We start from the raw sequence: 21300 nt of genomic DNA on the forward strand, positions 1-21300 counted from the left end.
GCGCCCTACGTCGCGCGGGCTCGGAGGCGGCGGAGCATGCGGGCGTCGGTGAAGCCCACGGCTCGGGCGGCGGCCTCGACCGTGGTGCCGTGGCCGATCAGGTATTCGGCTCGTTCGACTCGTAGCTGTTGCTGGTAGCGCAGCGGGGTCTGGCCCGTCGCGGCCTCGAAGAGGCGGGTCAGGGTTCGTTCGCTCACGCCGGCTCGGGCGGCCAGGTCGGACAGGGGCAGCGACGAGGTGAACGAGGCGTCTATGCGGTCCTGCACTCGGTGGACCACGTCGCTGAGGTGGGCCCGGTGGCGCAGCATGGCCGAGGCCTGCTGTTCGTCGCCGTTGCGGCGGGCGTAGACGACCATCTCGCGGGCCACCCGGGCGGCCACGGCGGGGCCGTGCCGCTGGGCCACCAGGTGCAGGGCCAGGTCTATGCCGCTGGCTATGCCGGCCGAGGTGACCACGCGGTCGTCGCTGACGTAGAGGACGTCGCGGATCACCGTGGCTCGCGGGTGGCGGCGGGCCAGGGTCTCCTGGAGGTCGTGGTGAGTGGTGCAGCGGCGGCCGTCGAGCAGGCCGGCCAGGCCGAGCGCGGAGGCGCCCGAGCAGACGCTGGCGACCGTGCCGCCGGACTCGTGGTGGGCGGCTATGCGGGCCAGGGTCTCGGGGCCGGGCGGGCCGAAGCCGTCGCGCCAGCCGGGGACCAGCACCAGGTCGTCCGGGTCCAGGCGGGGCCAGGTGAGGTCTGCTGCCAGGTGCACGCCCTGCCAGGTCGGCACCGACGCGGACTCGGCCACGTAGTGCAGCGCGTAGCCCGGCGCGGTCCGGAAGACCTGCGCCGGGCCCGCCAGGTCGAGCAGGTGCAGCTGCGGGGTCAGGACGAAGACGACGCGCTGCACGATCTGGTCACTCCCCCAGGTAGTCGGCGACCGTCCGCACGGTGGCGAAGCGGCCGGCCAGCGCGTACTCGGTGCGGGTCACCACGTCCGCCGCCGCCAGCGTACGCGGGTCGGCCAGCAGCTCGGCCACCGTCTGGCCGGCCGGTGCCGTCCAGTGCGGGATCGGGAACGTGCCCGTCGCGTCGGTGAGGTACGTGACCTCGTACCCCAGATCGGAGGCGACCCGGGCGGTGGTCTCGACGCACTGCTCGGTGCGCAGCCCGGTCACCGTCACCGAGGTCACCCCGGCCGTGGTCAGCAGCTGCTGGAGGTTCGTGGTGGTGAAGGCGTTGTGCGAGGTCTTGGTCACGACCGGCTCGTCCTTGGCCGGCTCGAGCTCGCCGACCACGCGCACGTGCCCGTTCACCGGGTCGAAGAGGTTGCCCGTGCCCGGCTCCTCGTGCAGCACCCACACGACCTTGTCGCCGGCCGCCCGCGCCGCCTCCACCAGCCGGCGCACGTTGGCGATGAGGGCCGGGTTGTTCAGCGTCTCCCAGAGCGGCCGCTGCCGGAACGATTCCTGTACGTCGATCACCAGAAGCGCGTTCGTCATGCCTTCGATCCTTCGCGGCTCGGTGGCCCGCGGTAAGGCACGTTCCCGTCCGGAGGCGGAACGATACGGCCATTCGGCGCCGTCTGCGCGCGCCGCTCAGGCGCGATAATGCCCACGTGGCGCATGCATACAACGAGGTCGATGTGGTCCGTCCGCCGCGGCTGCGGGCCGGTGACGAGGTGCGCCTGGTCGCGCCCGGTGGCGCGGCGTCACACGACGACGCCGGTGCGGCGATCGCCCGGCTGGAGGGCCTGGGCCTGCGGGTCAGCATCGGGGCGTACGCGTTTCAGGACGACGAGGCGCAGCGCGTCGAGGACGTCAACCGGGCGCTGCGCGACCCCGGCGTCCGGGCCCTCGTGGCGGCGCGCGGCTCGGGGCACGAGCACCGCATCGCCGGCCGGCTCGACTTCGGCACCGCGGCCGCCCACCCCAAGCTGCTCATCGCCGGCACCGACGGCACGATCCTGCACCTGGCGCTCTGGGAGCGTTCCGGGCTGGCGGGCCTGCGCGGGGACGCGACGGCCGCGTTCAGCACCGAGCCCGCGGTGGTCGCGTCGGATCCCAAGGCGGCGACCGGCGAGCTGACGACCGGCGGCCGCGCGCGGGGTGTGCTGCTCGGCGGCGACCAGGACCAGGTGGCGGCGGCGGCCGGGTGGATGCTGCCGAGCATGAGCGGCGCGATCCTGCTGCTCGAGGCGGACGGTCTCGGCGCGGTCCACGTCGACCGTCAGCTCACCATGCTGCGCAACGCCGGTCGTCTCGACGGGCTGCGGGGCATCGCGGTGGGGCGTTACACCGGCTGCGGCACGGGCGTGCTGGACGTTCTGCACGACCGGCTCGGTGCTCACGGCGTACCCCTGCTCGGGGGTCTTGATCTCGCGAACCTGCCCGTGGGGACCATGGCGGAGCTGGACGCGGACGCCGGAACCTTGACCGTGGACGCGGCTGTTTCCTGAGATTGTCGATCCGGGGGCGGCGCCGTTCGTCGGTCCGGTAAACGAGCGAAAGGAAACCGGCATGGCGAAGTACACGCTGCTCATCTACGGCGACTTCGAGCAGTGGGAGGCGATGACCCCCGAGCGGAGGAAGGAGCACGACCGCGCGCACGAGGAGTTCCGGGCGGCCGCGGGCAGCCGCGTGGTCGGCGGCGAGGAGCTGGAGCCGGCCGTCTCGGCGACCACGCTGCGCGCACCGGACGTCACGACCGACGGGCCGTACCTGGAGACCAAGGAGGCGCTGGGCGGCTTCTACCTGATCGAGGCGGGGGACCTCGACGAGGTGCTGGCCCTGGCGGCGCTGCTGCCCGAGGTGCGCGACGGGCACAGCGGCGTGGAGATCCGCCCGGTGGTCGACCACGGATGACCGAGGTCGGTGCCGCTCTCGCCGAGGCGCACCGCCGCGACTGGGCCCAGGTCCTGGCCAGCACCGCACAGGTGACCCGGGACCTGGACCTGGCCGAGGAGTGCACCCAGGACGCGTACGCGCAGGCGCTGCGGACGTGGCCGCGAACGGGCATCCCGCAGCGGCCCGGCGCCTGGCTGACCCAGGTGGCCCGCAACCGCGCGCTGGATGTGCTGCGCCGCGAGGCCTCGCTGCGCCGCCGGCTGCCGCTGCTGGTGGTCGACCCGCCGCAGGGCGACGACCGGTTGCAGCTGATCTTCACGTGCTGCCACCCGGCGCTGTCGCGCGAGGCGCAGGTGGCGCTCACCGCGCGCCTGGTGTGCGGGCTCTCCACGGCCGAGGTGGCCCGGGCCTTCCTGGTGCCCGAGCCGACCATGGCGGCCCGGATCACCCGCGCCAAGAAGAAGATCGCGACCGCGCGGATCCCGTACCGGGTGCCCGCCGACGACCAGCTGGCCGAGCGGCTCGGCGCGGTCCTCGACGTGATCCACCTGCTCTTCACGACCGGGCACACCGCGCCCGCCGGGCCGTCGCTGATCCGCGCCGACCTGGTCACCGGCGCCATCGACCTGGCCCGGACGCTGCACCTGCTCATGCCCCGCACCGCCGCGGTCAGCGCGCTGCTGGCCCTGCTGCTGATCACGGACGCGCGCTCGGCGTCCCGGGTCGGCCCCGACGGCCGCATGCTGCTGCTGGCCGACCAGGACCGGTCGCTCTGGGACCACCGCCGGATCGCGGAGGGCACGGCGTTGCTGACCGACGCGCTGCGCCGCGAACCGCCGACCCGGTACGCGGTGGAGGCCGCGATCGCCGCCGTCCACGCCGAGTCGCCGAGCTGGGCGGCGACCGACTGGACGGAGATCGCCGGGCTCTACGACGTGCTGGCCGGGCTGTGCCCCGGGTCGCCGGTAGTGGCCCTGAACCGGGCGGTCGCGGTCGGCTTCCGCGACGGGCCGGCCGCGGGCCTGCGCGCCCTGACGCCGCTGCTGTCCGACCCGGCGCTGGCGACCTATCCCTATCTGAGCGCCGCGCGTGCCGACTTCCTGCGCCGGCTGGGGCGCACGGCCGAGGCCGCGGAGGCGTACGAGGAGGCGCTCGCGCTCACCGGCAACGCGGCGGAACGAACGTTCCTTCTCGCGCGCCTCGCCGAGACGCGCCGCCCATGACCGAACGCTTAAGGAAGGTGGCCGGCCCGCCGATAGTTGGTGTACAAATGATTGGCGTGGCAACCATAGGAGTCGGAGGACGTGAGGGGCATGGCGACAAACGCTGAGGGCCGCGGCCGGATCAAGCAGTGGTTCCACGACACGTTCGACGACTGGTGGTTCCGCAGCCTGATCGGCCCCGCACAGACCCGCAACGCGGTGCAGGGCTGCGACCAGGAGGCCCGCGACCAGTGGAAGCGCGACCTCGAGAACCGCAAGCGCTACACCCGTGAGCAGCGCGAACGCAAGCGCCTCGAGCGCGAGGCCGCCCAGCGCTCCTGAGCGCCGCTCTGCTCAGCTCGCGGTCGGGGCGTAGTCCTTCAGCGTGATGGCGTCGGCCTTGCTGAACTGCTTCGCCAGGATCCGGCGTATCGGCCAGCGGGACATCGAGCGCATCGAGGCGGCCCGCGCGCGGATGGCGAGGCGGCTCTTCGGGGCGAAGCCGTGGATCCCGCCGGGTGGCAGGGTCATGCCGTCGGCGACATAAGAGCTCATTTCGCTCTGGTACGCCGTGAAGGCAGCGCCCGGGTCCGCGTGCGTGGCCAGCTCCCCCGCCAGCACGTAGGCGCCGACGAGGCTCATGCTGGTGCCGAGGCCGGCCAGCGGGGAACCGCAGTAGCCGGCGTCGCCGAGCAGGACGACGCGGCCGCGCGACCACTTGTCGACGCGGACCTGGTCGACCGAGTCGAAGAAGAAGTCCTCGGCGTGCGGCATGGCGGCCAGCAGCTCGTCGGTGCGCCAGCCGGCGCCGCGCAGGTTGTCGGTGATGAGGCGCTGCTGCTCGGCGCGGCTGAGGCGCCCGTACCGCGTCGTGGAGAGGAAGTTGAGGGACGCCTTGGCCAGACCGTCGCGCGACGGGCGGATCGAGGCGACCCGGCCGCCGGGGGCGTTGTACATGAGGAACCAGTGGTCGAGGCCGCCCGGGTCGGGCACGGTGAAGAGCGCGCCGTAGCCGCCGAGCGGGCGGACGAACTGCGACTCCGGGCCGAAGGCCAGCGCCCGCACGCCGGAGTGGACGCCGTCCGCGCCGACCACGACGTCGTACCGCTCGGTGCCGCCGCTGTGGAAGGTGGCGCGGCCGTCGGGCGTGAGCTCGGTGATCCGGTCGCCGAACCGGTAGTCGGCCATGGTCGCGGTCGCCTCGACGAGGATCCGGGACAGGTCGCCCCGGGAGATCTCGATCTCGGCGACGATGCCCTCGCCGCCGAACAGGTGCGCCGGCATCTCGGCGAGCCTCCGGCCGCGCGCGTCGACCAGGGCGACGCCCCGCTCGTCGACCCGGCCGGCCACGACCTCGGGCATCAGCCCCATCCGCTCGACGACGCCGCGGGCGACCCCGCGGACGTCGACCGCCTGGCCGCCGGGGCGCAACGCGGGCGCCTTCTCGATGACGGTGACGTCGGCGCCGGCCCGGTGCAGCCAGAACGCCAGGGCCGGTCCGGCGATGCCGGCGCCGGAGATGAGCACGCGCATGTCCCGCTCCTTCTGCGTACGATGTACGACGTGTACTAGATCGAAGCGTAGGAACGGCCGCGCCGAGCGGGCAAAGCGCACTAGTACACCGGCGGGTCGACCCAGGAGGTGTACTAGTGCATCCGTACCGGAGGATCGTCGAGGACGTGCGCCGGCGGATCGAGTCGGGCGAGCTCCAGCCGGGTGACCGCGTGCCGTCGGCGCGCGCGATCACCCAGCAGTGGGGCGTCGCGATCGCCACCGCCACCAAGGCACACGCGGCGCTGCGCGAGGCGGGCCTGACCGTCGCGCGGCCCGGCGTCGGCACCGTCGTCGCGGGCCCGGCGCCGCGCCACGAGCACGAGCTGACCCGGGAACGGATCGTCACCACCGCGATCGAGATCGCCGACCGCCTCGGCCTGGCCGAGCTGACCATGCGGCGGCTCGCCGCCGAGCTGGGGGCGGCCACGATGTCGCTCTACCGCCACGTGCCGAGCCGCGACGATCTCCTGGTCGCGATGATCGACCGGGCGCTCGGCGAGATCCGCCTGCCCCGCCGGCATCCCGGCGGCTGGCGGCCCGCGCTCGAGCTCGCGGCCCGCCAGGAGTGGGCGGTCTTCCAGCGCCACCCGTGGCTGGGCTCGTCGATGTCGCTGACCCGCCCGCAGATGGCGCCGAACGGCGTACGGCTCAGCGAATGGGTCCTGGCCTCGTTCGACGGCACCGCGCTCACCCTCGAGGAGCGGATGTACGTGCAGATCGTGGTCTTCACCTTCGTCCGCGGCGTGGCCAGCGCGCTGGAGCCGGAGGCCGAGGCGATCCGCGAGACCGGCCTGACCAACGAGCAGTGGCTGGCCACCCAGGAGGCCACGCTGACCGAGCTGATGGACACCAACGGCATGAGCCACTTCCAGCAGCTCACCGCGGACGGCTTCGACTTCGCGCTCGACCTGGTCTTCGAGTTCGGCCTGGCCCGCATGCTCGACGGCCTCAGCCTGTTCGTCCAGGCGCGGGGCTGATCGCGGCGAGCCGCACCTTCGTCTCGTCCTCGCTGCCCGGCGCCGCCGTGAGGATCACGATCTTCAGCTCGGCGTCGCCGTCGGTCAGCGTGTCGCAGTCGACGGTGATCGGGCCGACCGACGGGTGCTCGACCACCTTGCGGTCCTCGCGGTGCGCCCCGACCGTGCCGGCCGCCCACAGCTCGGCGAACCGCTCGTTGCCCTCCCGCAGCTCCCGGACCAGCGCCGCCAGGCGACGGTCGCGCGGGAAGCGCCCGGTCGCGCGCCGCAGGTCGGAGACGACGGCGACCTCGGTGGCCGCCGCGTCGAGCACGGTGACGGGCCAGCGTGCCACGCCGCGGCCGCCGTCGCCGCCGCTCTTGCTGTCGCTGTCGCCGCCGCCATCGCCGAGCGGGAACGTGTCGCGGGCGAAGTTGCGCCGCGCGGGCGGCAGCTCCGACGGATCGCCGAGCAGCCCCGCCCACGTGCGGTTCCACCAGATCAGCTGCCAGTCCGGGGCGAAGACGGCCGCGGCGGCGTCACCGAGCCGCGCCACGACCCGCTGCACGCCGGGCGGGATGTGGTCGGCGATCCGGTCGTCGGCCGGTGGCACGAGCCGGGCCAGCCGGAACAGATGGTCGCGCTCGTCGGGAGTGAGCTGCAGAGCGCGCGCCAGCGCGGCGGTGACCTGGGCGGACGGTGTGCTCGCCCGGCCCTGCTCCAGCCGCACGACGTAGTCGACCGACACACCCGCCAGCTCGGCGAGCTCTTCGCGGCGCAGCCCCGCGGCCCGGCGCCCGTGCCGGGTCGGCAGCCCGGTCGCGGCGGGTGCCAGGCGGTCACGCCAGGCGCGGATCGTGGTGCCGAGATCGGTCATGCCGGCAATTGTTCCGCGGCCGGTGGCGGCGAGGGTGGTACTGGCTTTCTCTGGTAGCGATCACGGCCGGGACGAACCATGAACGGCATGACGATCACCTTTGTCACCGGGGCCAACAAGGGCCTCGGCCACGAGACGGCCCGCCGCCTGATCGCGCTCGGCCACACCGTGGTCATCGGCGCGCGGAACCCCGTCCTCGGCGCCGCGGCGGCCCGGGAGCTCGGCGCGCGCTTCGTCGCGATCGACGTCACCGACGACGCCTCGGTGGCCGCGGCGGCCGAGGACGTCGAGCGGCACGAGGGCCACGTCGACGTGCTCATCAACAACGCGGGCGTGCACGGGCCGATCGGCGACCCCAGCGATCTGGCCGCCGCCGACGTGCTGGACGTGCTGAACGTGAACGTCGCGGGCGTCGTGCGGACGACCACGGCGTTCCTGCCGTTGCTGCGCCGTTCGGACGATCCGGTGATCGTGAACGTGAGCAGCGGGATGGGGTCGCTGGAGCTGACCCGGGACCCGGCCCGCGCGGAGTCGAAGGTCGTCGCGCCGGCGTACACGTCGTCCAAGGCGGCGCTGACCATGCTGACCAGCCAGTACGCCAAGGCACTGCCGGACGTGCGGATCAACGCCGCCGATCCCGGATACACGGCGACCGACTTCAACAACCACTCCGGGCCGCAGACGGTCACCGAGGGCACGGACGCGATCGTCGCGCTCGCCACCGAGGGGCCGGGGCACGGCTCCGGGCGCTTCGTCGACCGCCACGACTTCTGAGCGGCGGTCTCAGGAGACCAGGGCGCCGCCCAGTTTCCAGTAGCCGAGGAACGAGACGCGGTCCTTGGCGATGCCCCGGTCGCGGGTGAGGTGCTGCCGGATCCGGGTCACCGCGCCGGACTCGCCGGCTATCCAGGCGTAGAAGCCCTCGCCGAGGTCGCGGGCGTCGTCGGCCTCGCGGGTGGCCCAGGCTCGTACCGCCTCCTCCAGGGCCTGGCCGTGCACCTCGCCGCGGGTGACCACCTCGACCGTGACGCCGGCGCGGGCCGTGCTGGAGAGCAGGTCGTCGGCGCGGTCGCCCACCTCGGCGAGCACGTGGGCGCGGACCCCGGCGCCGAGGGCGGCGACGATGTTGCGGATCGCGGGGAAGGCGGTCTCGTCGCCGATGATCAGCGTCTCGCGGGCCGGGCCGGGCGACCAGCAGATGCCGTAGCCGGTGTAGCCGCAGCGGGCGTCGGGGCCGGTGATGACCAGGTCGTCGCCGGGGCGGGCGGCCAGCGCCCAGGCGGAGGCCGGTCCGGCCGGCTCGTGCAGGACGAAGTCGACGTCGAGCTCGCCGTCGGCCGGGCGGATCGCCGCCGGGGTGTAGGTGCGCAGGACGTTGCGGGCGTCCTCGGGAAGGGCCTTCCACCGGGTGTACCAGTGCGACGGGTGCGGTGTCGGGTCGTCGAGGAGGCCGAAGTCGGCGAGCCCGCCGCCCGGCAGCGGCAGGACCACCTTGATCCGCTGGTCCACTCCCCACGGCGCGAAGTGGCGCAGCGCCGGGCCGGCGAAGGTGATCCGGACGAAGCCGGGGCTCACCCGCTCGGTGCGGGCGACCCGCACCGGGAAGGCGCTGTAGGCCCAGGGCCGGTCATGGGTGGGTGTGCTCATCGCTGCGCCTCGCGTCGGGTCGGTGCGCCGAGCGGCACGACCAGCGGGCCGCCGGTGACGGGATCGGGGATGACGACGTTCGGCAGGCCGAACACCTCTTCGACACGGTCCGCGGTCACCACCTCGCCGGGCGGGCCCTCGGCGAGGATCCGGCCGTCACGCATGGCGATGATGTGGCTGGCGTAGCGGGCCGCGTGGTTGAGGTCGTGCAGGACCGCGACGATCGTGCGCCCCTCGCGGTTGAGGGTCCGGAACAGCTCCATCAGCTCGACCTGATGGGCGATGTCGAGGTACGTCGTCGGCTCGTCGAGCAGGAGCAGGCCGGTCTGCTGGGCGAGCACCATGGCGACCCACACCCGCTGCCGCTGGCCGCCGGAGAGCTCGTCGACGAGGCGGGGCGCGAGCCCGGTGGTGCCGGTGGCGTCCAGCGCCTCCCGCACTGCCTGCTCGTCGGCGCCGGACCACTGCCGCAGCAGGTTCTGGTGCGGATAGCGGCCCCGGGCGACCAGGTCGGCCACCGTGATCCCCTCGGGCGCGATCGCGGTCTGCGGCAGCAGGCCGAGCCGGCGGGCGACTTCCTTGGCCGGGTACGAGGTGATCTCCCGCCCGTCCAGCACGATGCGCCCGGCCGACGGCGTGAGCAGCCGCGACAGGCCGCGCAGCAGGGTGGACTTGCCGCACGCGTTCGGGCCGACGATTACGGTGAACGAGCCGTCCGGGATCTCCACCGAGAGGCCGGTGACGATGTCGGCGCGGTCGTAGGACAGCGTGATGCCGTCAGCGCTCAGCACGGTTCTCCGATCGGGGTCAGGCACGGCGGCGGATCTCCCGGACGATCATCATCACCAGGTAGACGCCGCCCACCGAGACGGTGACGACGCCGACCGGCAGCGCGACCGGCAGCACGTGCTGCGCGATCACGTCCGAGACGAGCAGCAGCGCGGCGCCGGTCAGGGCGGACAATCCGAGCGACAGGTACGGGGTACGGGCGAGGCGGCGCGCGATCTGCGGCGCGGCGAGGGCGACGAAGGCGACCGGCCCGATGACGGCGGTGGCGATCGAGACGAGCGCGACCGCGACGATCAGGGCGGTACGGCGTACGGCCTCCGGTCTCGCCCCCGACGCGGCCGCGACGTCATCGCCCAGATCGAGCTGCCGCAGGCGCGGGACGAGCACGGCGAGCGCGGCGAGCAGCGGAAGCGAGCAGAGCGCCGCTCCCCGGACCGCGGCGGCGCCGACCCCGTTGAGCGAACCGGCGCCCCACGCGGAGGCGAACATCGCGGTCTCCAGCTCCATCTGGAGCAGCAGCCAGGTGTTGACCGACGACAGCAGCGCGGAGACACCGATGCCCACGATGATCAGGCGGAAGCCGCTGATCCCGTTGCGGTGGGCGAGCAGCCAGATCGCGGCGGCCGCCACCACCCCGCCGGCGACAGCGCCCACGGTCAGCAGCGACCAGCTCGCCGCCCCGGCGACGACGGCGAGGAGCATGCCGGTGAAGGCGCCGTTCGCGAGCCCGAGCACGTCGGGGCTCGCCAGCGGGTTGCGGGTGACGGTCTGGAAGAGCGCGCCGGCGACGGCGAGGACCGCGCCGAGCAGGACGGCGGCGAGGGTGCGCGGCAGCCGCCACTCGAGCACGACCGTGCGGTCCAGCGCGCCGCCCTGCCCGGCGAGCGCCCGTACCACCTGCCCGGGGGTCAGCGAGTAGGTGCCGAGACCCAGCGAGACCACGGCCAGCACGACGATCGCGGCGAGCAGCAGCGCGCCCACGACGAGGCTGCGGCGCCGCAGCGGCAGGGTCGCGGAGCCGATCCGCACGACATGGCGCGGATAGCCGACGTCGACCCTCATCATCGAGCACCCGCCCGGGCGCGACGCGCGAGGGCGATCAGCACGGGCGCGCCGACGAAGGCCGTGACGATGCCGACCGGCATCTCGGCGGGCGCGATGAGCACGCGCCCGATCACGTCGGCCAGCAGCACCACGGTCGGGGCGAGCACCATCGACACGACCAGGATCACCCGCTGGTCGACGCCGAACAGCCGGCGCGCGACGTGCGGCACCATCAGCCCGACGAACGAGATCGGGCCGGCGAGCGCGGTGGCCGTACCGCAGAGAAGCGTGACCGCGACGATCACCGCGACGCGGATGCCCCGCACGTTCGCGCCCTGCGCGCGGGCGACGTCGTCACCCAGGGCGAGAGCGTTGAGCCCGGGCGCGACGAGGACGGCGATCACCGCCCCGGCCACCAGGAACGGCACGACCGGCAGCAGGACGCCGAAGTCGCGGCCCAGCAGCGAGCCGGCGTTCCAGCCGCGCATGGCGTCGAACGCGTCCGGGTTGCTCAGCGCCAGGCCGGTGGTGATCCCGGAGAAGACCGCGCCGAGCGCCACCCCGGCGAGGGTGAGCCGGATCGGGTCGGCCGCCCCGCGCCCGGAGGAGCCGATGACGTAGACGGCGAGCGTCACCACGAGCGCGCCGAGGAAGGCGAGCCACACGAAGGCGGCGATGTCCCGGACGCCGAGGAACGCCACGCCGACGGCCACGGCGAAGGCGGCACCCGCGTTGACGCCGAGGATGCCCGGATCGGCGAGCGGGTTGCGGGTGAACGCCTGGATGAGCGTGCCGGCGATGCCGAGGGCGACCCCGGCGGCGATCCCGGTGACCGTGCGGGGAACGCGCAGGCCCACGACGACGTAGTGCGCCTGCGCGTCACCGCCGCCACGCAGGGCGTCGAGGACGACGCCCGGCGAGAGCGGATTCGCCCCGACGGCCAGCGACAGCACCAGGACCAGGGCGAGCGCGCAGAGGAGGGCGGCGACGCCGGCGGCGTACCGCGTGGAGGCGGTCATTTCTTGGATTCGAGGAACTTCTCGATGTCGTCGAGGACCTTCTGGGCGCCCTTCGGCCCCACACCCGAGATCCAGTACGTGGTGTCGACGAGCGTCACCGACGGGAACTCGGCCTTGTTGTCGCGGATCGCGGCCGGGATCGTCGCGCTGTCGTTGACGTCGGCGGTGGTGACGAAGACGTGGTCGGCCTTCGCCTTGACGATGTTCTCGGGCGAGATGTCGGCCTGGAGGCCGTCCTCCCACTGCTGCTGCGGGATCGTGAAGCCGACGCACTGCAGGGTGCTGCCGGCGAACGACACGGGGCCGTACAGGCTCAGCGTCGTCTCGTCGCGGGGCCGGACCAGCTGCGCGGTCTTCCCGTTCACCGCGTACTTGTCCTTGATCGTGGTGCAGCGCTTCTGGTAGTCGTCGAGCAGGCCCTGCACCTTGTCGGCGCGGTTGAGCGCGGCGCCGACCAGCTTCGCGTTGTCCTGCCACGGGTCGGCCTGCGACTTCATGAAGACCGTCGGCGCGACGGCGGCCAGCTGGTCGTACAGCTTGGAGTGCCGCGACTCGGTGCCGAGGATCAGGTCGGGCTTCAGCGCGGCGATCGCCTCGAGGTCCGGCTCGGGCACCGTGCCGACCGGCTTCACCCCATCGACACCGAGGTACGCGGGCAGCCCGCTGGTGTTGCTCGCGACGGCGGCGCCGACCGGGGTGACGCCGGCCGCCACCGCGGTGTCCAGCTCCAGCGGCTCGAGCACGACGACGCGCTTCGGGTCGTTCGGGACCTGGGCGGTGCCCCGGGCGTGCTCGACGGCGTGCGTGCCGGTGTCGGCCGCCGTCGCCGGATCCCCACTGGAACATCCGGTCAGCGTGACGGCGGCGGCCAGGGCGACGGCCGCGAACGATGTGGCGGTGAAGCGCATGAACAGACGACCCTTTCCCACATGGACTCTCGGAAGTGAGGGTAGCCTAAGCTAATCTGCGCCCCTTCTAGAGGATCACCACCACCTTCCCGCCGCTGTGCCGGGACTCGACGGCCGCGTGCGCGTCCGCGATCCGGTCGAGCGGGAACGTCCGCACCCGGATGGTGACCTTGCCCCGAGCCGCCAGGTCGATCACCTCGGCGAGGCGCTTCGGATCGCGGCCGGCGCGGACCACCCGGGCGCCCACCTCGGCGGCGGCCTTGTCATCGGCAATCGTGCCGATGCGGTCACGCGGGATGCCGAGCTCGGCGGACTGCGCGAGCGCCACACCACCGGCGGTGTCCAGCGCGACGGTGGGCCGCATGCCGGTCGCGCGCACGGCGTCGACCAGGCCCGGGCCGTACGCGACGGGGATGGCGCCCATCTCTCTCAGGCGCTCGTGATTGGCGGGGCTCGCCGTGCCGATCACCGTGGCGCCGGCCAGGCGGGCGAGCTGAGTCGCCACCGTGCCGACGCTGCCCGCGGCACCGTGGACGAGAAGGACGTCGCTCTCTTGGATCTTCAGTTCCCGCAGTGATCCGCTCGCGGTCTGCGAGGCGGCAACAAGCGCTGCCGCCGTCGAGAAGTCCAGGCTTTCCGGCTTCATCACTACATCGGTGGCGGGGACGACGATCAGCTCCGACGCGCCGTTGAACATCGTGGAGCCCAGCACGGCGTCGCCGGCCACGAAACCGTCGACCCCCTCGCCCACCCGGTCGACGACCCCGGCGTACTCCTGCCCGATGGTCTGCGGGAAGGACACCTTGGCCCACGGCATCCGCCCCAGGCGAACCGCGACGTCGAACGGCTGCACCCCGGCGGCACGCACCCGCACCCGCACCTGCCCCGGACCGGGCACCGGATCGGGCAGGTCCGCGAGGCGCAGAACCGACGGCGGACCGAACTGATCGAACACGACTGCTCTCATGAGACGACTCTGCAAGCTCAACGCACGTTGAAGTCAAGCGCGCCGCACGTCACATCGGTGACGGTGTCGTGCATGACCTTCAGCGAGAGATTCCTTCACGCCCTGATCGGCGCCGCCGAACTGTTCACCATCGAGGTCGGCCGCGACCTGGGCCTCTACGCGGCCCTCCGGGACCAGCCGCGCACCGCCGCCGCGCTGGCCAAAACCACGGAGATCGACGAGCGGTACGCCCGCGAATGGCTCGAACAGCAGGCAGCGGCCGGCCTGCTCACCGTGAACGGCGACACGTTCACCCTCGCACCCGGGCTCGACGAGGTGCTGCTCGACGAAGGCGGCCCCGACTACCTGGGCACGGCGGGCGAGTTCGCGGTCGGGCTGGCCCTGCTCACCCCGCGGGTGATCGCAGCGTTCAAAACCGGCGAGGGCATCTCGTACGCGGACTACGGGCGCCACATCCGGCACGGCATCGCCGCCTTCAACCGGCCCATGTTCGACCACCTGCTCACCACGGCGTGGCTGCCCTCGGTGCCGGACGTCGAGACCCGGCTGCGCGCGAACCCGGGGGCGAGAGTGCTCGACCTGGGCTGCGGGACCGGCCACTCGTCGGTCGCGCTGGCACTGGCCTACCCGGCCATCACCGTGCGAGGCATCGACCTGGACGAGGCATCGATCGCCGCGGCGCGCACGGCGGCGGCCCAGGCGGGAGTGGCCGACCGGGTCAGCTTCGCGGTGGGCGACGCGGCCGAGGCAGCGGGGACGTACGACCTGGTGACAATCTTCGAAGCCCTGCACGACATGGGCGACCCGGTGGGGGTGCTGCGGCGAGCCCGGCAGCTGCTGGCAGCGGGCGGCAGCGTGTTCATCGGCGACGAACGCGTTGCCGACGAGTTCACGGCGCCGGCGGGGGAGATCGAGAGGTTGCAGTACGCGTTCAGCGTCCTGCACTGTCTGCCGGCCACGAGGGCGGAGAAGCCGGTCATCGCGAACGGGACGATCCTGCGGGCGCCGACGTTGCTGGGGTGGGCGCGCGAGGCGGGGTACGAGTCGCCTGAGGCGCTGGACATCGAGAACGAGTTTTGGCGTTTCTATCGGTTGCGCTGAGATTCGACGGCCGCCGGTCCTCCGAGCTCACCCACCAGGCCCACCCACCAGGCCCACCCACCAGGCCCACCCACCCGGGGGCCACCGCCCAGGCTAGGGGCTGTCAAGTGCGGCAGCCGACCTTATCCACAACCTCAGCTCAGCGGCTGGGGCTGTCCACAGGGGAACGGTTCTGCCTGACGGTGGCGGGTGGGTGGGTTGGACTTTCTCACGGTTGACGGTGGAGGGCCGGGGGTGCGCACTCACGACTGAGGAGCACTTTTACGTCGAGAGTGCGCACCCCCGACCCTCCACCTTGCCTGGTGTCCACTGACGGCCAGTCGGTGGTCCATCGCCGCTTTGTGGCTGGCCGGGCTGGGCGGTCCCCTTGCGGCCGTCGGGGTCGTTGTTCGCTGCCGCGCTGTGGCCGAGCCAGGGCAGATCGGTCACGCAGGCACGCTTCGTTGTTGGTCCATCGGCAATTCCAGGCCGGTTGCGCGGGTTTGTGGTTACTGGCGATTGGCTGAGCTGAGTGGTCTGGTCCGTCGGCAATTCCAGGCCGATTGCGCGGGTTGTTGGCTACTGGTGATTGGCTGAGCTGAGTGGTCTGGTCCGTCGGCAATTCCAGGCCGGCGAGGCCGGCTGCCCGGAAACCCAGCTCGGGCGGTCGCCGGGACACGGTTTTGGCCAACGCCCAGGAGACCCAGCTATGCCCGCCGAGAAGACTCGGCTCGGCCTGCCAGCAAACTCAGCTCAGCCCGTGAGTCGGCGCAGCTCGGTCCTCCGAGAAGCCCAGCTCAAACCGCGAGAAAGCTCGACCCCGCGAGAAAGCGCAGCTTGGTCCGCCGGCAAAGCCTGCTCAGCAAATGTGCCGGGTGCGCGGGCGGCAGCTGGAGGCGGCGGCCGGCAGGCGGGCGGCAGGCGGCCGGGCGGCAGACGGGCGGCAAGCAAGCAGGCGGCGGGCGGCAAGCGAGCGGGCGGCGGGCGGCGGGCGGCGGGCGGCGGGCGGCGTCGTGCTACCTGGTGTAGTCGAAGAAGTCTGGGAAAGGGCGCTCGCGGCTGAGGTACGGGCTCCAGTCCGGCCATACGCGGCCGCCGCAGTGGGGGCAGAAGTTCAGGAGGTCGAGCCGCTGGTTTTCGGTGATTGCGGTCGTCAGGGCGGGCGTGTGGAGGTCGTCGTGCTTCTTTTTGATCACGCCGTCGGCGCGGCATCGGTCGCACATCAGGTGGAAGCCGTCGGCGTGGTGGCCGTGCAACGGGGTGAACTCGCGTCGCATGGCGAGGTTGATCTCGTCGGACTTACGGCTGTGATGGATGTTGTCGATGACGTGCCCGCCGACGTCGATGAGGACCGACGAGAGGATTTCGAAGATCGGCATCGGGGTGCTCCTGAGGCGACAGCGGAGGTCTCGTGATGCGCTCACCCTAGGCAGATGACACGCCCTGCCGGGTGACGGGATTCTGTCAGGTCGCCGGGACATTCGGGGGAGCCGATCAAGGCAGGGGCGGTCGTAGCGTCGGCGGGTGTTTGTGCGGATGTTGGGTCCGTTCGACGTGGCCGGCGCGGGCGGACAGGTGAGCGCCGCCAGTCAGCGGACGGTGCTTGCCCTGCTCGCGCTGCATGCTGGGCGGCCGGTGGGAGTGGCCGCTCTCGTCGACGCGCTGTGGCCGGAGGGGCCGCCGCCGTCGGCGCGCAACAGTTTGCAGTCGCATGTGACTCGGCTTCGGGCGGTGCTCGGCGGGGCGGGGGTGATCCGCTTCGACCCGGCGGGGTATCGGCTGGCGGTGCCGCGCGACGCCGTGGACGTGCTGCTCTTCGAGGATCTGCTGCGGGACGACGCGTCGCTGGGGGCGGCCCTGGAGCTGTGGCGCGGGCCGGCGCTGCCGGAGTTCGACGGCGAGCCGTTCCGGGGTGTGGCGGAGCGGCTCGCCGGGTTGCGCAGGGAGGCGTTGGCGCGGCTGGTGTCCCGGGAGAGCGACCCTGATCTCGAGCGGCTGTGGGCGGCGACCGTGGAGGAGCCGTGCTGGGAGCGGGGCGCGCTGGTCCTGGCCGGGGCGCTGGCTCGCGCGGGGCGGCGCGGGGAGGCGATCGAGGCGTTGCGGCGGCACGCCGACGCGGTGGTGGACGAGCTCGGGCTTGATCCTTCCGAGGCGGTACGGCGGTTGCAGATCTCGATCCTGCGGGGCGAGGAGGCGCCGGCCGCTCCGCGGGTGCCGGATGCGGCTCAGCGCGTACCGCTGCGGTTCTCGTCTTTTCTGGGGCGCGACGCCGAGCTGAAGGAGCTTGCCGACCTGTTGCGGGGGCCGGCGCTGGTGACCGTGGCGGGGCCCGGCGGGGTGGGCAAGACGCGGCTGGTCGCCGAGACCGTGCGGGCGGGGTCGCGGGTCGCCTGGATCGACGCGGCCGACGTCTCCGAAGAGGACTTCCTGGCCGCGGTGGCGGTCGGGGTGGGTGCCCGGCTCGGGCCGGCGGACGATCCGATCGCGGCCATCGGGGCGGCGGCGCGGGAGCATTCCGTGGTGGTGCTGGACAACTGCGAGCACGTGGTGGAACCGGCGGCCGCCGTGGTCGAGGCGATGCGCGGGACGCGGGTCGTGGTGACCAGTCAGGAGCGGCTGCGGGTCGACGGTGAACGCGTGCTCGACCTGGCGCCCTTGGACGATGCGGCGGCGGCGCGGCTGTTCGCGGAGCGGGCGGGTGTCGCGGCGGACGAGGACGTCGAGGAGATCGTGCGGCGGCTCGACCGGCTCCCCCTGGCGATCGAGCTCGCCGCGGTGCAGGCGGCGGCGCTCGGTGTGCGGGAGTTGCGGGCGCGGCTCGACGACCGGCTCGACCTGCTCGTGCGGGGGCGCCGGACGGCCGACGCGCGGCACCGGACCCTGCGTGCCGTGGTGGAGTGGTCTTTCGGGCTGCTCGACGACGCCGGCCGGGTCGTGATGCGACGGTTGTCGGTGTTCGCGGGGGCGTTCACGGTGGCGCAGGCCGAGGCCGTGGTCGCCGACCGCACGACCGCGCCGGTGGCCGCCTCGATCGCCGCGCTGGTGGACCGGTCGCTCGTGGTGCGGCACGGGCCGGGGCGGTTCCGGCTGCTCGAGACCGTGCGGGCGTACGCGGCGGAGCAGCTCGGCGACGACCGGCCGGCCACCGAGCGGCGGCACGCGACCGAGATGGCGGCGGCCGCTCGCCGGCTGGATCGCCGGTTGCGGGGGCAGGATCAGGCGGCGGCCGTACGCGAGATCGATGCGCTCCTGCCCGAGTTGCGGCTCGCCTTCGCGCGGGGTGACCGGCGCACCAGGGCCGAGCTGGCAGCGGCGATGTACCGGTACGGCTATCGGTGCCAGCAGTACGAGGTGCTGGCGTGGGGCCACGCGGCCGTGGAGTCCGGCATGTCCGATGCGCTCGCCGCCGCGGCCACGCACGCCTGGGGGCGCGGCAACCTGGCGGAAGCACAGGCGCTCGCCTCCCGGGTGGAGCCGCTGGGCGCGGCAGCGCACGAGGTGCTCGGCGACGTGGCGCTCGTGCAGTGCGACCCCGAGACGGCCCGGCGCCACTACCGGGCGATGGACGGCGAGCCCGTGCACCGGGTGTCCGGCCTGGTCGGCGAGGCGCTCGTCGCGGCCTGGTCCGGTGATGTCGCGGCCGCCGAGGCGCTGGCCACCGCCGCGCTCGACCTGGCCACGTCGACCGGCAACCCGAGCGCCCGCGCGGAGGCCCTCTACGGTCTCGGCGAGGCGCTCGGCGACACCGATCCGCCGCGCGCGCTCGACCTGCTCACCGAGGCCGCCGCGCTCGCGGCCACCGTGGACGATCGGCTCTTCCGGGGCGCGGCCGAGACCGCCGCGGTCGCCATCCGCAGCCGGCACGGTGACCCGGCCGCGGCGCTCGCCTCGTTCCGCGAGGTCCTGAACCTGTGGCGGGCCGTGGGCAACGACACTCTCCAGGCCGCCGCCCTGCGCAACCTGATCGTGCTGCTCGTGCGGGTGGGCGCCGACGAGACCGCCGTGCTGGTCGACGCCGCGTTGCCGCCCGCCGGCCTCTACCCCGCCGAGGCGGCGCGGCTCGACCGGGCGCGGGCGGCCGCGACGGAACGCCTCGGCCCCGAGCGGGTCGCCGAGTTGCGCGGGCGGAAGGCGCACGTGCACGACGAAGCGTCACGAGCGATCGACGCAGCGCTGTCCCGGATGGCCGGATAGGTGGTATTTGGTCGCCGCCCGGTCACGATCCCCCGCCGGGCCGAGCCCACCGGGCGCGGCGTCGATACCGTTATCGCGTGTCTGAGATCCCGTGGTGGGGGCTGCCCCTCATCGCCGCAGTGTTCGCCCTGGCCGGGGCCGCGACCGTCCAGCTCGTGACCGCCCGCTCCGATCAGCTGCGCAGTCGCCGGCGGCGGACCCGGCGGTGGTACGAGGAGCGCAAGGCGGCGTACGTCGCGCTGCTCGCCGTCTTCGAGCGCGACACCTACCGGCTGCGCACCGCGTACGACGCCGGGACCAAGCCCGCCTCCCCGCTCGCCTACGTCGACGAGGTGGGCCCGGCCCTCATGCAGGTGCGGCTGCTCGCCTCGGGACCGGTCCGCAGCGCGGCGCTCGCCGTACACCTGCTTTTGCAGCAATTGCACGGCGAGATGAATCCCGCGGGCGTGTCCGGCGTGCAGCCGCAGACCCACTTCCGCGAGCTGCTCACCCAGGTGCCGCTCGTCATGCAGCAGTTCGAGGAGGCGATCCGCGAGGAGCTGCGGATCGAGGCCACCCCGCCGTCCGAGGCCGAGTCGCTGAACGGCCGCGCGCGCTCGCTGCTGCGACGCCAACCACAACCGGCCCCACTGGAGGGTTCCGCCGATGTCCGGCAGGATCTGAGTCGTGACCGATAGGAGCGAAACCACCGCCGCCGTCATCCGCAGTGGGATCGTCGCGATCCTGCGCGCACCCACCGCCGACTACTTCTCCGCCGTCGCCGAGGTGCTGGTCGATTCCGGCATCACGGCCATGGAGGTCACGCTGACCTCCCGCGGCGCCGTCGAGGCCATCGCCGGCCTGCGGCGCCAGCTTCCCGCCTCGGTCGCGATCGGCGCGGGCACGGTGCTGACCGCCGACGACGCGAAGGCCGCCGTCGACGCCGGCGCGGAGTTCCTCGTCTCCCCCGTGATCGACGCCGGCCTCGTGGCCGCGTCCGAGGTGCCGTTCTACCCCGGCACGAGCACCCCCACCGAGATGTGGGCGGCCTACAGGGCCGGCGCCGAGCTGATCAAGCTGTTCCCCGCCGGCGGTCTCGGTCCGTCGTTCCTGCGCGACGTCCGCGGCCCGCTGCCGCAGATCCCGGTCATGCCCACCGGCGGCATCAAGATCGAGGACATCGCCGACTGGCTGTTCGCCGGCGCCAAGGCGGTCGGCATCGGCTCGCCGCTGATCGGCGACGCGGCCGCCGGGGGCAACCTGCGCAATCTGGCCGCCCGCGCGCGGCACGCGGTCAGCGCGGTCGCCTTCGCCCGCTCATGACGGGCCTGTTCACCTTCGGTGAGACGATGGGCCTGGTCGCCGCCGACGGCATCGGCCCTTTGCCGTACGCGAGAAGCTTCTCGTTCGGCATCGGCGGCGCGGAGAGCAACGTGGCGGTCGGCGTCGCCCGGCTCGGCGGCGAGGCCACGTGGCTCGGCCGGGTCGGCCCCGACGCGACGGGCGCGCTGATCGCCGAGCGGCTGGGCGCCGCCGGGGTGCGCACGCTCGCGATCACCGACGACTCGTTCACCGGCCTGATGGTGCGCCACCGCAGGTCGGCGCAGTTCGCCCAGGTCGACTACCACCGTGCCGGCAGCGCCGGGTCGCGGCTGTCACCCGCCGACGTGCCGAGCGCCGAGCTGAGCGCCTCCGGCGTCGTGCACGTCACCGGCATCACGCCGGCCCTGAGCGAGACGGCCCGCGCGGCCGTCTTCCAGTCGATCGAGACGGCCCGGGCGGCGGGCGTGCCGGTGTCGGTCGACGTCAACTACCGCTCCAAGCTGTGGAGCCGCTTCGACGCCGCGCCCGTGCTGCGCGACCTGGTCTCGCGCGCCGACGTGGTCTTCGCCTCGCCCGAGGAGGCGGAGCTGTTCGTCGACCCGCAGGACGTGCCGGCCGCCCTCGCCAAGCTGGGCCCGGCCGAGGTGATCGTCAAGGACGGCGCCCGCGGCTGCACGGCGCTGATCGACGGCGAGCGGCATGCGCTGCCGGTCCTGCCGGTCACCGTGATCGACCCGGTCGGCGCGGGCGACGCGTTCGTGGCCGGCTACCTGGCCGACCGGCTGGCCGGCGCGCCGCCCGCCGACCGGCTGGCCACCGCGATCGCCGCCGGCGCGTTCGCCGTCACGGTGCCCGGCGACTGCGAGGGCGCGCCGACGCGGGCCGAGCTGGCCGCGCTCAAGGGCGACGACGTACGCCGCTGAAAAACGGGTACA

Annotated in this window: 22 protein-coding genes; 11 read left to right on the plus strand and 11 right to left on the minus strand. The window is 73.3% G+C overall.

Annotation, left to right across the window (positions count from 1 at the left end; genetic code table 11):
* Positions 1-5 precede the first annotated feature (5 nt).
* Positions 6-890, minus strand: a complete 885-nt coding sequence (locus tag Ade02nite_RS00730; RefSeq protein WP_203759458.1) for a GlxA family transcriptional regulator — start codon at positions 888-890, stop codon at positions 6-8.
* A gap of 7 nt (positions 891-897) precedes the next feature.
* Positions 898-1482: a cysteine hydrolase family protein gene (locus Ade02nite_RS00735; protein ID WP_203759460.1), complete on the minus strand. Its 585-nt coding sequence runs from the start codon at positions 1480-1482 to the stop codon at positions 898-900.
* 116 nt (positions 1483-1598) lie between these two features.
* On the opposite strand from Ade02nite_RS00735, the gene Ade02nite_RS00740 reads away from it, so the two are divergent.
* The 4 genes from Ade02nite_RS00740 to Ade02nite_RS00755 all read left to right on the plus strand — a co-directional run bounded on the left by Ade02nite_RS00740 (position 1599) and on the right by Ade02nite_RS00755 (position 4370).
* Positions 1599-2438: a S66 peptidase family protein gene (locus Ade02nite_RS00740; protein WP_203759462.1), complete on the plus strand. Its 840-nt coding sequence runs from the start codon at positions 1599-1601 to the stop codon at positions 2436-2438.
* Positions 2439-2499: 61 nt separating this feature from the next.
* Positions 2500-2844 carry a YciI family protein gene (locus Ade02nite_RS00745; protein WP_203759464.1) on the plus strand — a complete coding sequence of 115 codons (345 nt, stop codon included), beginning with the start codon at positions 2500-2502 and terminating at the stop codon, positions 2842-2844.
* Complete coding sequence (locus tag Ade02nite_RS00750) at positions 2841-4049, plus strand: RNA polymerase sigma factor (RefSeq protein WP_203759466.1); 1209 nt, start codon at positions 2841-2843, stop codon at positions 4047-4049. The genes Ade02nite_RS00745 and Ade02nite_RS00750 overlap by 4 nt, the downstream gene beginning before the upstream one ends.
* A 90-nt stretch (positions 4050-4139) precedes the next feature.
* Entirely contained in the window at positions 4140-4370 is a 231-nt protein-coding gene (locus tag Ade02nite_RS00755) for a hypothetical protein (RefSeq protein WP_203759468.1), read from the plus strand.
* A gap of 12 nt (positions 4371-4382) precedes the next feature.
* Here the strand turns inward: Ade02nite_RS00755 and Ade02nite_RS00760 are convergent, their stop codons facing one another.
* Positions 4383-5561 (minus strand): FAD-dependent monooxygenase, encoded by a 1179-nt coding sequence (locus tag Ade02nite_RS00760; RefSeq protein ID WP_203759470.1) that lies wholly within the window; start codon positions 5559-5561, stop codon positions 4383-4385.
* 116 nt (positions 5562-5677) lie between these two features.
* On the opposite strand from Ade02nite_RS00760, the gene Ade02nite_RS00765 reads away from it, so the two are divergent.
* Positions 5678-6559, plus strand: coding sequence for a TetR/AcrR family transcriptional regulator C-terminal domain-containing protein (locus tag Ade02nite_RS00765; RefSeq protein WP_203759472.1), 882 nt, complete (start codon positions 5678-5680; stop codon positions 6557-6559).
* Here Ade02nite_RS00765 and Ade02nite_RS00770 read toward each other — a convergent pair.
* Complete coding sequence (locus Ade02nite_RS00770; protein ID WP_203759474.1) at positions 6531-7415, minus strand: helix-turn-helix transcriptional regulator; 885 nt, start codon at positions 7413-7415, stop codon at positions 6531-6533. The genes Ade02nite_RS00765 and Ade02nite_RS00770 overlap by 29 nt on opposite strands.
* An 87-nt stretch (positions 7416-7502) precedes the next feature.
* Here Ade02nite_RS00770 and Ade02nite_RS00775 point away from each other — a divergent pair, with 87 nt between their 5' ends.
* Complete coding sequence (locus tag Ade02nite_RS00775; RefSeq protein ID WP_203759476.1) at positions 7503-8189, plus strand: SDR family NAD(P)-dependent oxidoreductase; 687 nt, start codon at positions 7503-7505, stop codon at positions 8187-8189.
* Positions 8190-8198: 9 nt separating this feature from the next.
* Here Ade02nite_RS00775 and Ade02nite_RS00780 read toward each other — a convergent pair whose 3' ends face one another.
* The 6 genes from Ade02nite_RS00780 to Ade02nite_RS00805 form a co-directional block, all read right to left on the minus strand.
* Positions 8199-9062 carry a siderophore-interacting protein gene (locus Ade02nite_RS00780; RefSeq protein WP_203759478.1) on the minus strand — a complete coding sequence of 288 codons (864 nt, stop codon included), beginning with the start codon at positions 9060-9062 and terminating at the stop codon, positions 8199-8201.
* Positions 9059-9835: an ABC transporter ATP-binding protein gene (locus Ade02nite_RS00785; protein WP_438870969.1), complete on the minus strand. Its 777-nt coding sequence runs from the start codon at positions 9833-9835 to the stop codon at positions 9059-9061. Before Ade02nite_RS00785 ends, Ade02nite_RS00780 begins: the two co-directional genes overlap by 4 nt.
* A 34-nt stretch (positions 9836-9869) precedes the next feature.
* Positions 9870-10916 carry a FecCD family ABC transporter permease gene (locus Ade02nite_RS00790; protein WP_239168414.1) on the minus strand — a complete coding sequence of 349 codons (1047 nt, stop codon included), beginning with the start codon at positions 10914-10916 and terminating at the stop codon, positions 9870-9872.
* Positions 10913-11914, minus strand: coding sequence for a FecCD family ABC transporter permease (locus Ade02nite_RS00795; RefSeq protein ID WP_203759482.1), 1002 nt, complete (start codon positions 11912-11914; stop codon positions 10913-10915). The genes Ade02nite_RS00790 and Ade02nite_RS00795 overlap by 4 nt, the downstream gene beginning before the upstream one ends.
* Positions 11911-12822, minus strand: coding sequence for an ABC transporter substrate-binding protein (locus Ade02nite_RS00800; protein ID WP_203759484.1), 912 nt, complete (start codon positions 12820-12822; stop codon positions 11911-11913). Before Ade02nite_RS00800 ends, Ade02nite_RS00795 begins: the two co-directional genes overlap by 4 nt.
* A 67-nt stretch (positions 12823-12889) precedes the next feature.
* A complete protein-coding gene (locus Ade02nite_RS00805; protein WP_203759486.1) occupies positions 12890-13789 on the minus strand; it encodes an NADP-dependent oxidoreductase in 900 nt (299 codons plus the stop codon).
* Positions 13790-13861: 72 nt separating this feature from the next.
* Here Ade02nite_RS00805 and Ade02nite_RS00810 point away from each other — a divergent pair, with 72 nt between their 5' ends.
* Entirely contained in the window at positions 13862-14890 is a 1029-nt protein-coding gene (locus Ade02nite_RS00810; protein ID WP_203759488.1) for a class I SAM-dependent methyltransferase, read from the plus strand.
* 995 nt (positions 14891-15885) lie between these two features.
* On the opposite strand, the gene Ade02nite_RS00815 is transcribed toward Ade02nite_RS00810, so the two are convergent.
* Positions 15886-16248: a hypothetical protein gene (locus tag Ade02nite_RS00815; RefSeq protein ID WP_203759490.1), complete on the minus strand. Its 363-nt coding sequence runs from the start codon at positions 16246-16248 to the stop codon at positions 15886-15888.
* A 145-nt stretch (positions 16249-16393) separates the two neighbouring features.
* Between Ade02nite_RS00815 and Ade02nite_RS00820 the strand changes: the two genes are divergently transcribed.
* The 4 genes from Ade02nite_RS00820 to Ade02nite_RS00835 all read left to right on the plus strand — a co-directional run bounded on the left by Ade02nite_RS00820 (position 16394) and on the right by Ade02nite_RS00835 (position 21288).
* Positions 16394-19063 (plus strand): AfsR/SARP family transcriptional regulator, encoded by a 2670-nt coding sequence (locus Ade02nite_RS00820; protein WP_203759492.1) that lies wholly within the window; start codon positions 16394-16396, stop codon positions 19061-19063.
* Between the two features lie 77 nt (positions 19064-19140).
* Positions 19141-19740 carry a hypothetical protein gene (locus Ade02nite_RS00825; protein ID WP_203759494.1) on the plus strand — a complete coding sequence of 200 codons (600 nt, stop codon included), beginning with the start codon at positions 19141-19143 and terminating at the stop codon, positions 19738-19740.
* Complete coding sequence (locus Ade02nite_RS00830; protein ID WP_203759496.1) at positions 19730-20365, plus strand: bifunctional 4-hydroxy-2-oxoglutarate aldolase/2-dehydro-3-deoxy-phosphogluconate aldolase; 636 nt, start codon at positions 19730-19732, stop codon at positions 20363-20365. The genes Ade02nite_RS00825 and Ade02nite_RS00830 overlap by 11 nt, the downstream gene beginning before the upstream one ends.
* On the plus strand, positions 20362-21288 hold the full coding sequence (locus Ade02nite_RS00835) for a sugar kinase (protein ID WP_203759498.1): 927 nt from the start codon (positions 20362-20364) through the stop codon (positions 21286-21288). Before Ade02nite_RS00830 ends, Ade02nite_RS00835 begins: the two co-directional genes overlap by 4 nt.
* The last annotated feature ends 12 nt before the right edge of the window (positions 21289-21300 follow it).

Origin of the sequence: Paractinoplanes deccanensis (assembly GCF_016862115.1) — a bacterium.
Lineage (GTDB): Bacteria > Actinomycetota > Actinomycetes > Mycobacteriales > Micromonosporaceae > Actinoplanes > Actinoplanes deccanensis.